The sequence below is a fragment of the Komagataeibacter europaeus LMG 18890 genome (genome assembly GCF_000285295.1).
GTDB lineage: Bacteria > Pseudomonadota > Alphaproteobacteria > Acetobacterales > Acetobacteraceae > Komagataeibacter > Komagataeibacter europaeus.
Genome location: NZ_CADP01000086.1, coordinates 1 through 11262, shown reverse-complemented (window position 1 = coordinate 11262; position 11262 = coordinate 1). Strand labels below are relative to the sequence as shown.

The 11262-nt window shown below is 60.0% G+C and carries 8 protein-coding genes and 1 pseudogene; all 9 read left to right on the top strand.

Features of this window, described 5'->3' with window-relative positions; translation table 11 throughout:
* A partial coding sequence (locus GEU01_RS24690; RefSeq protein WP_269719726.1) for an IS4 family transposase occupies positions 1-369 on the top strand: 369 nt, incomplete at its 5' end.
* 7 nt (positions 370-376) lie between these two features.
* Positions 377-1240 (top strand): annotated as a pseudogene (locus tag GEU01_RS23055) (acyl-CoA dehydrogenase family protein); the annotation flags it as partial.
* Positions 1237-2667, top strand: a complete 1431-nt coding sequence (locus tag GEU01_RS16625) for an NtaA/DmoA family FMN-dependent monooxygenase (protein ID WP_019086973.1) — start codon at positions 1237-1239, stop codon at positions 2665-2667. The pseudogene GEU01_RS23055 and the gene GEU01_RS16625, both read left to right, overlap by 4 nt.
* 2 nt (positions 2668-2669) lie before the next feature.
* Entirely contained in the window at positions 2670-3833 is a 1164-nt protein-coding gene (gene ssuD / locus GEU01_RS16620; protein ID WP_019086972.1) for an FMNH2-dependent alkanesulfonate monooxygenase, read from the top strand.
* 16 nt (positions 3834-3849) lie between these two features.
* Positions 3850-5286, top strand: coding sequence for an FAD/NAD(P)-binding protein (locus tag GEU01_RS16615; protein WP_019086971.1), 1437 nt, complete (start codon positions 3850-3852; stop codon positions 5284-5286).
* Positions 5283-6782 (top strand): MFS transporter, encoded by a 1500-nt coding sequence (locus GEU01_RS16610; RefSeq protein ID WP_026018816.1) that lies wholly within the window; start codon positions 5283-5285, stop codon positions 6780-6782. Before GEU01_RS16615 ends, GEU01_RS16610 begins: the two co-directional genes overlap by 4 nt.
* 6 nt (positions 6783-6788) lie before the next feature.
* The gene (locus GEU01_RS16605) at positions 6789-7328 is read left to right on the top strand and encodes a flavin reductase (protein WP_019086969.1); all 540 of its coding nucleotides are present in this window, start codon (positions 6789-6791) and stop codon (positions 7326-7328) included.
* A 322-nt stretch (positions 7329-7650) separates the two neighbouring features.
* Complete coding sequence (locus GEU01_RS16595; RefSeq protein WP_019086968.1) at positions 7651-9849, top strand: TonB-dependent receptor family protein; 2199 nt, start codon at positions 7651-7653, stop codon at positions 9847-9849.
* Between the two features lie 31 nt (positions 9850-9880).
* Positions 9881-11262 (top strand): LLM class flavin-dependent oxidoreductase (locus GEU01_RS16590; protein ID WP_019086967.1); only part of this gene is annotated, 1382 nt, incomplete at its 3' end.

Genomic DNA, 11262 nt, shown 5'->3' with positions numbered 1-11262 from the left:
AAGCTTGAAGAGCTCCGCCTAACGACCGCAGGCCGGCTCGCAAACTGTATCGCCTTATGCTGCGTGGTGGCCTGGCGTATCTCATGGATAACAATGCTCAGGCGTGAATTACCAGGGACGTCGCCTTCTACCGTTTTTACAGATGTGGAACGCCAAATACTCGAACAGTTCACACCCATACGCAAACTCAGCACTTCACCAGACCTGGATTTTTACATCCGGGCAGTCGCCAGACTGGGTGGTTACCTTGATCGCGCTTCCGATGCTCCGCCCGGAACAACTGTTATCTGGAGAGGAATGTCTCGCCTGGCAGATATCGTTACAGGTGCTCTCTCCTATCAAATTACAGAAGAAAAAATTTATGGGTAACTGCAAGACCACCACCACCCTTACGCCCGATCCGCAGGGACAGTGGCGGCTGGATGGCACGAAATATTATTCCACCGGCACGCTTTATGCGTCGTGGATTGTCGCGATCGCAACCGATGGCACCGACCGCATCCAGCTTGTCGTACCGGCCGACGCGCCCGGCGTGACCCGCGTCGATGACTGGGATGGTTTTGGCCAGCGCCTGACCGGCAGCGGCACGACGCATTTCAAAAACGTTGCAGTGCCCGACGATTACATCATCAACCGCACGCCACTTTCCGAATTTCCCACCAACGAATATTTCACCACCTATTACCAGCTTTTCCACCTTGCCACGCTGGCGGGGATCGGGCGGGCCATCGTGCGCGATGCGGTGGCCTTCGTGCGCCCGCGCACACGTACATTCGGCGTTCCGGGACAGGTGGCCCAACGCCATGACCCGCTGGTGCAAGGGGTGGTAGGACGCCTGTCCGCCCTGTCGTTTTCAGCCGATACGCTGGTGGACAGGGTGGCATGGGCGCTGGAAGCGGTCTTCCCCCAGTGGGCGGCGGGACATGAAAGCGGCCCAGCCTTCGATACCGCGCAGGTACAGGCCTATCAGGCACAGCAGATCGTGGCAGGCCAGGTGCTGGAAGCGGCCACGCTGCTGTTTGAAGTGGGCGGGGCCTCCGCCACCAGCACCTCACGGCGGCTGGACCGTCACTGGCGCAACGCCCGCACGCTGGCGTCGCATAACCCGCTGGTCCAGCGGCAGCGCGAACTGGGTGACCTTGTGCTGAACGGCACGGCATTCGGTTCGCGCTGGCGCGATCGCGCCGGGGCTGCCGCCCCGTCCGTCTCCACCAGTGCGCAACAGGAACACGCGGCATGACAACGCAGCCCAGACAGTTGCACGTCAACCTGTTCGAAATGGCCTGCGTCAGCCATATCGTGCACGGCATGTGGCGTGCGCCGGATAACAACCGGCACCGGTTCGGGGAAATGGCGTACTGGCTGGAAGTCGCGAAACTGGCGGAAGAAGGCCTGTTTGACGCGATCTTCCTGGCGGATGTCATCGGCACCTATGACCGCTTTGGCGATGGCACGGCCGCTGCCCTGCGCGAAGGGTTGCAGATCCCCAACCTTGATCCCCTCATGCTGGTGCCCGCCATGGCGGCGGTGACGAAAAATATCGGCTTTGGCGTCACGTTTTCCACGACGTACGAACCGCCCTTCGCCTTCGCCCGGCGCATGGCTACGCTTGACCTGCTGACCGAAGGCCGCGTGGGGTGGAACATCGTCACATCCTACCTGCGCAGCGCGGCCCGCAATTTCGGCATGGAGGACGAAATTCCCCATGACCAGCGTTACGCCATCGCGGATGAATACCTCGATGTCCTGTACAAGCTATGGGAGGGCAGCTGGGATGATGATGCCGTCGTCAATGATGTCGCATCCGGCATTTACGCCAATCCCGATGCCGTAAGGCCCATCAACCATGACGGACGGCACTTCCGCGTGGCGGGGCCGCACCTCGTCTCGCCCTGGCGGCAGCGCACGCCGGTTCTGTTCCAGGCAACCGGGTCGCCAGCGGGGCTGGAATTCGCCGCCCGCCATGCGGAGGTCGTGTTCATTGGCGGCCAGACGACGGAAGCCGTGCGTGAAAACATTGCCCGCACGCGCGCACGTGCACGCGCGCACGGCCGTAATGGCGATGATATCCGTTTTATTGTCATGGCGGGCATCATTGCCGACACGACGCAGCATCTGGCGGAAAAGAAGCTGGAAAAATACCGCCAGTATTACAGTGTCGAGGGCGCGCTGATCCATGCACAGGCGGAAATCGACCTGCGCCGCTACCCCGAAGATGCGCATATTGGCGACATCCTGAAACGTGAGGGCGTGCCATTTGGCAATATGGGCCGACGTTTCCACCCCGAACAGACGGTAGGCAGCGCGCTGCGCCAGATCGCATCGTTTGACGAAGGGCGCTTCTTTGTCGTGGGAACACCTGACAGGATCGCCGATGAAATCGAACGCTGGCTGGATGTTGACGGGATCGATGGCATCAACCTGCGCCAGTACCACACATTCGAGACCGCGCGCGACTTCATTGACCTGGTCGTGCCCGAACTGCAGCGGCGCGGGCGCTACCGCACGGCCTACACCCCGCGTGAGACCCTGCGCGAACGCCTGTTCACGCCGGGCCAGCCCCATCTGCCCAACCGTCATTTCGGCAGCCGGTACCGTGATCCCGCAGCGCTGCATGCACCGGCTGAACCCCTTTTTCCCCATGAAACATTTTCCAGGGCGTCCTGAACATGTCTTACGAAATTCCTGACAGGATCAATGTCCTGTGGTTCCTGCCCACCCATGGCGACAGCCGCTACCTCGGCACGCAGAAGGGCGGCCGCCCGGTTGACCTGCCGTACCTGCAGCAGGTGGCAAAGGCCGCCGATACGCTGGGGTATTACGGTGTCCTGATCCCGACGGGGCGCAGTTGCGAGGATAGCTGGGTCGTCGCTTCCGCCCTGGCGCCGGTAACCGAGCGGCTGCGTTACCTGATTGCGGTACGGCCGGGGCTGCTGTCACCCACGCTTGCCGCGCGCATGACCGCCACGCTGGACCGTTTTTCCAACGGGCGGCTGCTGATCAATATCGTAACCGGCGGCGACCCGGCGGAAAACGCAGGCGACGGCCTGTTTGCCGACCATGCCACGCGCTACGAAATCACGGACGAATTCCTTGATATCTACCGCGCGCTTCTACGCGGCGAGGACGTCAATTCTGAAGGAAAGCACTTTACCATAAAGGACGGTCGCCTGCTGTTCCCGCCATACCAGCATGATGGGCCACCGCTGTATTTTGGCGGATCATCGGAAGCCGCCGCCCGTGTCGCGGCCAAATCGATCGACAAATACCTGACATGGGGCGAACCCCCGGCACAGGTGGCGGAAAAGATCAGCCATGTGCGCAAGCTGGCCCATGCGCAGGGGCGCGAGGTGTCATTTGGCATCCGGCTGCATGTCATCGTGCGCGAAACGGCGGAAGAAGCATGGCATGAAGCCGACCGCCTGATCAGCCATCTGGACGACGCCACCATCGCAAAGGCCCAGAAGGTCTTTGCCCGCATGGATTCCGTGGGTCAGTCACGCATGAGCGCCCTGCACGGCGGCCGGCGCGACAGGCTGGAAATCAGCCCCAACCTGTGGGCGGGCGTGGGCCTGGTGCGCGGCGGGGCGGGGACCGCGCTGGTGGGCGATCCCGATACGGTGGCCGAGCGGATTGATGAATATCGCAGGCTGGGGATCGATACGTTCATTTTCTCCGGCTATCCGCATCTGGAAGAAGCCTACCAGTTCGGTGAACTCGTACTGCCCAACCTGCCGACCGCGCACCCCGTGCGCGGGGCGTCGGACCTGAACAACATGGGGCCGTTTGGCGAAACCATCGCGGGCGATCACCGCCCGACCCGCGCCGCCTGACGACAGGAACCGTGCCATGCCCGTTTCCCCCCATATTCCCCATATCGCCATTATCGGCGGCGGGTTCAGCGGTGCGGCGCTGGCGTGGCACCTTGCGCGCGACACCAGCACGCCCGGACGCATTACCGTGTTCGAACCGCGCCCCTTCCTTGGCGCAGGTCTGGCCTATGGCGCGACTGACCCGCAGCACCGGGTGAATGTGCCCGCATCGCGCATGAGCATCGATACCAGCCAGCCCGATGACTTTGTCAGCTGGATCCGGCAGACGGATGCGCTGGCCAATGATCCGGCCGCCTTCAGGCCGAATGGCAGCGCCTTTCCCGCCCGCGCCGTATTTGGCCGCTATGTAGCCGACCGCCTGGCCCCGGCACTGCATTCGGGCGCGGTGACGCACCTGCGGCACAGGGTAACCGGCGTGCAGGCGTCACCTGATGGCAACTGGATCATTACGGATGCCACAGGTCACGTCATGGGGGCTGATATTGTGGTCATCGCCACCAGCCATCCCGCGCCACGGCCACCGGAACTGCTGCGCGACCTGCACCTGCCTGCCGGGCATCACCCCGTTCTGGTCACCAATCCATGGCAGGCCGGTGCGCTGGAGGACATTGCGCCGTCTGACCGTGTCCTGATCGTTGGTACGGGGCTGAGCATGGCGGATGTCATCGTCACACTGACGGCACGCGGGCATGATGGCAAGATCACCGCCATTTCCCGGCGCGGGCAGCGTTCGCATGGACATGCGGCACATGCCGTTGACCCGGTGGGGCAATTCGTCGCCCCGCCATCGCGCACGGTGGGCCATCTGCTACGCCGCGTGCGTCATGCGCTGGCGGCCCGTCCCGACCAGCCATGGCAGGCCGTGTTTGACCGGCTGCGCGAACAGGCGCCCGATATATGGGCCGCCCTGCCATTGCCCGAACGCAGGCGGCTGATCCGGCACCTGCGACCGTTCTGGGATACGCATCGTTTCCGTATCGCGCCACAGGTGGAAGACGTGCTGCATGCACGCGAGCGTGCCGGCACGCTGGACATCATGGCCGGACGGCTGGCAGCCGTACAGGTGGCGCGGGAACGTTTTGTCACGACCCTTCGCCATGGCGACACCGTGCGGGACGAAACGTATGACGCCATCATCACCACGACGGGACCGGCGCATGGCGCAATCATCCATACCGTGCCGTACCTGCGCGAACTGGCCGCTGCCGGTCTGGTGGAAATGGATGCAACCGGGCTTGGCCTGCATGTCGACGCACTGGGGCGTGCCTGCGTTGGCAGCAGGCATGCAGGAACCCTGTTTGTCGCGGGACCACTGGCGCGCGGGCGTTTCGGGGAACTGATGGGCCTGCCCGAAGTCACGCGTCATGCCGAAAAGCTGGCTGTCATCATAAGCGCGCTGTCAGCGTCGCTTCCCATTGTCCATTACCCTAAAGAAGAACGGGCGACGACATGACCACATTGGCGCAGACCCACCATGACCGTCCCGTCGTGCGCGATGCGGATGACATATCCGCCCTTGTAAATGCGGGCCCGCGGGCGGGCAGCCATGCACGCATGGTTGTAGCCCTGGCACTGGGGGGCGTGTTTCTTGATGCCTATGACCTGACCACCCTGTCATGGGGCATTTCGGATGTACAGGCGCATTTTGGCCTGTCCGCGTTCCAGACGGGGCTGGTGGCCGCCGCGCTGAATGCCGGAACCATCGTGGGCAGTATTGCGGGCGGATGGCTGACGGACCGCATCGGGCGGTACGCCGTGTTCATGGCCGATATGGTGTGTTTTGTCATCGCGGCCCTGGTGGCGGGGCTTGCACCCACGGCCGGTATCCTGATCGCGGCGCGTTTCGCCATGGGGTTCGGGGTAGGCATGGACCTGCCGGTGGCGATGGCGTTCCTGTCGGAATTCTCGCGGCTGGAGGGACGGGGCAGCAAGGCGGCCCATGCGGCGGCATGGTGCCCGACATGGTATGCGGCGTCATCCGCCTGCTTCGTGATCGTGTTTGCCCTGTCTTACGTGCTGCCAGCAGGCCATCCAGACTGGCTGTGGCGGGCATCGCTGGCGTTTGGCGCGGTCCCCGCTCTGGTCATCATTCTGGTGCGCGGGCGGTACATGAGTGAATCCCCCGTATGGATCGCCCGCCGGGGTGACCTGCAGCAGGCGGCTGACATCCTGCGCCGGTCGTACGGAATTGACCCGGTCGTCCGTGCCGTGCCGGGACAGGTGCCGGTGGCCATGCAGGTCGATCCATGGCGGCTGTTACGGCGGCCGCTGCTGCAGCGCGGGCTGATGGTGGTCAGCATGACGCTGATCAGCAGCATGTCCTACAATATCATCATATTTGGCCTGCCCACGCTGCTGGTATCCATCATGCATGCCAGCCCGGTGCAGGTCGTGGTGATTTCCATCATCCTCAACCTGGCCGTGGCCTTTCCCGGCGGGCTGCTGGGCGTGCGTCTGGCGCGCAGTGTACGCTCCCGGCCCGTTATCCTGGCGGGGTATCTCATGCAGGTGGCGGGGGTCGGGGCGCTGGCCCTGACCGGCGTGCCGCATGGGACGACGGGTATCATCGTAGCCCTGGCCGGTTTTGCCGCCTTCCTGTTCGCGCAGGGGTTCGGGCCGGGCTGCCAGCTTATGGTCTATCCCACCCTGAGCTACCCCACCGAACTGCGCGGACTGGGCATAGGTATCGCACGGCTGGTATCCGGCATTGGCGGCACGCTTATCCTGCTGTCCTTCCCATGGATGAATGCACATCTTGGTCCCGCTCTGTTCTGGGTGGTGCTGATGGCGCCGCTGGCGGGTGTGGTGATCGCCTTTTTCTCGCGCTGGGATGTGTTCGGCTACGACCCCGACATGGACCCCGCATTGCGCCAGCAGGCCCCGCCCGTGCGGCGGGACACGGTTCCCGATGCGACCGACCTGCTGTTTTCCACTGATATCAGGAACTGATTGACCATGAACAATGTCATTGCACCGTTTGGCTATAACGCATCTGATGAAGCGGCAGTCAGTGTCGATACGTTTCGCAACGGCATGGCGGCGTTGCCGGGTGCAGTTACGGTCGTGACGACGGACGGCCCCCATGGACCACACGGGTTTACGGCGTCGGCGGTATGCAGCGTGTCGGATACGCCGCCAACGCTGCTGGTGTGCATCAACCGCACTACAAGCGCGCATCCCTATATTCTGAAACATGGTGTGCTGGCCATCAATGTCCTGCATGAGGCGCAGCACGAACTGTCCAATACCTTCAGCAGTCGGTCGCGGTCCATGGCGGAGCGTTTCGCGGCAGGAAAATGGCATGCGGGCCTGACCGGTGCGCCGGTGCTGGATGATGCGCTGGTCAGCTTTGACTGCCGTATCCGTGAAATCCGTGATGTAGGGACGCATACGATCGTCATTGCGCATGTGGTTGATGTCACCGTAGGCAATGATGATGTCCGCCCGGCCCTTGTCTGGTTTAACCGACAGTACAGTCGCGTCACTCCCAAATAAAAATAAAATTTTCCGGGTGCTGCCTTTATTTAAAAAGGCGACGCCTCCTGAAGCTTTTTGAAAAAAGCTTCACCAAAAAACCCCTTTACAATTTGCGGAATGTTTCATGGACAATATTTTGGAACGGTCCTCGGAGAGTTTTCTTTCAGGAAACAGTAAAATGTGTACACGATAAGAACTGATGAAATGAAGAAAAAACATTCACAAAATAATCATGCGCATGCATGCATCCATGGAATCATTCCCAATGACACGGATATCCGCACGCCCCCCATCTGACAGATATCTTTCCCGATCCCGCTTCCTGTCGCATCGGACGACAATGGTGGTCGGCTCCTCGCTGCTGGGTTTTGCGCCTGGCGCGTTCGCGGCGGACACCGTGGCTTCGTCGCCCGCACCACACAGTCATGAAACGCAGCATGTCCGGCCCACGCGGCAGAACGTGACACCCGCTGCGCCCGATCGGGCAGCCCCTTCGCCTGCACGGCCGGAAGTCATTTCCGTCTCGCGCCATCGCCTGTCGCCCGCATCGCGGGCGGAGTCACGCCTGGCATCCATTCCCGGCGCAACCAGCGTGATCGACGCGCAGAAAGTGCTGAAGGGCCGTAACTTCACCAATGCGGATGCCCTGTCATTCCAGCCGGGCGTATTCGCGCAGTCCTCGGGCGGGGGCGATGGCATACGCCTGTCAATTCGTGGGTCGGGCATTGCCACCGGCACCAATTACTTCCGCTCTGGCCTGCTTATGATGTTTGACGGGCTGCCAGTCACCACACCCGCTGGCACGCCCTATGAACTGTTTGAACCGCTGGGCCTGCGTTATACCGAGGTACTGCGCGGGGCGAATGCTTTCGACTATGGCGGCATGCAGCTTGGCGGCGCGCTGAATTACGTGTCCATGACCGGATATGATGCACAGCGTTATCAGGCCCGTGTCGAAGCGGGCAGCTTCGGCTACGTCAAGGAACAACTCAGTTCCGGCGGCGTGTTTGGCAAGTTTGATTATTATATCAGCGCCACCAATTCATATCGCGGCGGCTATCAGGACAATACAAAGGCAACCAGTTTCGGACTGAATGCCAATTTTGGCTACCGTTTCAATGACCGTGTATCAACACGGGCATTTTTCCGCTACCGGCAGACCGATAACGGCTATCCCGGCTACCTGACGCGCGACCAGATCCTGTCCAACCCCAGACAGGCGCAGTCACCGTATTATGCATGGGGGGCACACCGCATCCAGCCCGGCACGAAATATTACGGATCCATGACCACCATACGCATTGATGACAGGTCAAAGATCGAAGTCGGTGGCAATTATCAGGATGCGCCGATTGATATCCAGAATACCGCATCATCCCAGATATGGGGATACAAGACGATTGCCGGCGTACTGAATTACGACCGGCATGATGTGCTGGCAGGCCACAGGAGCGACACGCAGTTCGGTATCCTGAGCTATACCGATATCGAGGCATGGCAGCGCAACCGCATTCGCGTCAGCAGTGTATTCGGTGGCGTGCCGGACGGTACGTTGCTGCGTAATGTAAAATATGGCGGCACGGAAAACTATTTCCATCTGCGCAACAATACCGAGGTCGCGCATAACCTGTGGCTGACAGCGGCAGGTGCGGTGGCCTTCATCAAACGCACGTCGGATGTCACCTATCCCAACCGCAGTGACCTGCACACAGCTTCGGTCAATTTCATTCCACGTGGCGGGTTCCGTTATATTCCGGACAAGCATGTGGAGATATACGGCAATGTCAGCCGCAGCCTGCAGCCGCCCAATGACTGGAACTACAATTATGCCGGCAATTACTATAACGCGGCCAGTTATCCGTTACAGGCTGCGGCGGGGGAGAATTCCACATCCGGTCGCCTGCGTAACCAGACCGCGACCACGTTTGAAATCGGGACGACGGGCCATTATTTCCATAATAAATGGAGCCTGAGTTACTATCATTCCTCGGTCCATAATGAATTGCTGACGGTGACAACACCAGCATCCCTTGCCGCAGGCACATCGATTTACGGTAATGCCTCGCCCACCATGCATCAGGGTGTCGAGATTTCACTGGAAACCGAACTGCTGAAATGGGCAGGTAATACGCTGTCGCTGCGGCAGGCCTATACATATCAGGACTTCCGCTACAAGCATGATGCCGTTTTTGGCAATAACCATCTGCCCGGAATCCCTGAACATTTCTATCAGGGTGAAATCCATCTGGATATGCGCAACGGGTTTTACGCCAGTTTCAATGCGCAGGTTTCGTCCAGGGTGGGCGCGTCCTATGACATGACGTATTTCGCACCCTCCTACCACATCTATAACGCCAATATCGGTTATTCCTGGCCGCACAAGCATCGTGAAGTTTTCATAAGCTTCAACAACCTTGCCAATACACATTACGCGGCCATTGTCGTGCCCGGTTACCAGGCTGCGGGCAAGCAGCTGTCGGTCATGCAGCCGGGTGATGGTTTTGGCGTGTTCGTCGGCGCATCGATCGGGTTTGACTGAATACGGTACAGTTCTGAACGGATATGCTGAAATGAAAGAAATTCGCCTCAATGCATTTGACATGAACTGCGTGTCCCATCAGGCCAGTGGCCTGTGGCGGCACCCACGTGACCGATCGGACCAGTACCATACCCTGCAATACTGGACAGATCTGGCTTGCACACTGGAACGCGGTCTGTTCGATGCCCTGTTTCTGGCAGATGTACTGGGTATTTATGATGTATATGGCGCATCACCCGATGCGGCATTGCGCAATGCCGCACAGGTTCCGGTCAATGATCCCGCCATGCTGATTTCGGCCATGGCGTCAGTAACGCGTAATCTGGGCTTTGGCCTGACAGCAACCCTGTCCTACGAACATCCGTTTCCCTTTGCGCGGCGCATGTCCACGCTGGATCATCTGACACAGGGACGCATCGGGTGGAATATCGTCACGGGCTACCTGAACAGCGCAGCAAAAAGCACGGGCAGGGCACAGCAGTCGTCCCATGACGTACGCTATGAAATGGCGGATGAATACATGCAGATCGTCTATGGACTATGGGAAGGCAGCTGGGCCGATGATGCCGTGCGGCGCGACCGTATCAGCGGGGTATTTACCGATCCATCGAAAGTCCATCGCATTCGTCATGATGGGAAATACTTCACGGTGGATGCCATTCACCTGTCCGAACCCTCCCCCCAGCGCACGCCGGTTCTGTTTCAGGCCGGCGCATCCCGCCGGGGGCAGCAGTTTGCGGGCATGCATGCCGAATGCGTTTTTATTGCCGGGCCATCAAAGGAAATCATCCATAAAACGGTTGCCAGCATACGTAAACAGGCCATGATGCAGGGACGTCGCAGCGATGAACCACTGATTTTTTCCTTGCTGACAATCGTGACTGCACCAACACGCGAAGAAGCATTGGCAAAATACGAAGACTATAGACAGTACATAAGTCTGGAAGGGGCATTGACGCTATTATCGGGATGGACCGGCATTGATTTTGCGCAATACCACCATGATGAACCGGTACGGCATGTGCGCAATGATGCCATCAATTCCGCCATTGATTCCCTGACCATTCTCAATCCGGACAAGATCTGGACAGTGGGCGAACTGGCCCGCCATGCGGCAATCGGGGGAATGGGGATCACAATTGTCGGCAGCCCCACCGAAGTAGCCGACCAGATGGAAGCGTGGATGGAAGAAACCGGAATTGACGGATTCAACTTGGCCTATGCCGTAGCACCGGAAACGTTTGAGGATATTGTGGATCTCATCATCCCCGAACTACAGAAACGCGGACGGTACAAGACGGCCTATCAAAAGGGGACATTACGGCAGAAACTGTTTGGTCGTGGTGACAGACTCGACAGCACGCATGTCTCAGAGCCTGAATCAGAAAGCGGTTTGATTGATTTTTCGCAGAA

Bases quoted from the DNA above. Each gene is read 5' to 3' on its own strand.
- GEU01_RS16610 (WP_026018816.1), top strand. From the start codon at position 5,283: ATGACCACATTGGCGCAGACCCACCATGACCGTCCCGTCGTGCGCGAT.
- GEU01_RS16625 (WP_019086973.1), top strand. From the start codon at position 1,237: ATGACAACGCAGCCCAGACAGTTGCACGTCAACCTGTTCGAAATGGCC.
- GEU01_RS16605 (WP_019086969.1), top strand. From the start codon at position 6,789: ATGAACAATGTCATTGCACCGTTTGGCTATAACGCATCTGATGAAGCG.
- GEU01_RS16595 (WP_019086968.1), top strand. From the start codon at position 7,651: ATGGTGGTCGGCTCCTCGCTGCTGGGTTTTGCGCCTGGCGCGTTCGCG.
- ssuD (WP_019086972.1), top strand. From the start codon at position 2,670: ATGTCTTACGAAATTCCTGACAGGATCAATGTCCTGTGGTTCCTGCCC.
- GEU01_RS16615 (WP_019086971.1), top strand. From the start codon at position 3,850: ATGCCCGTTTCCCCCCATATTCCCCATATCGCCATTATCGGCGGCGGG.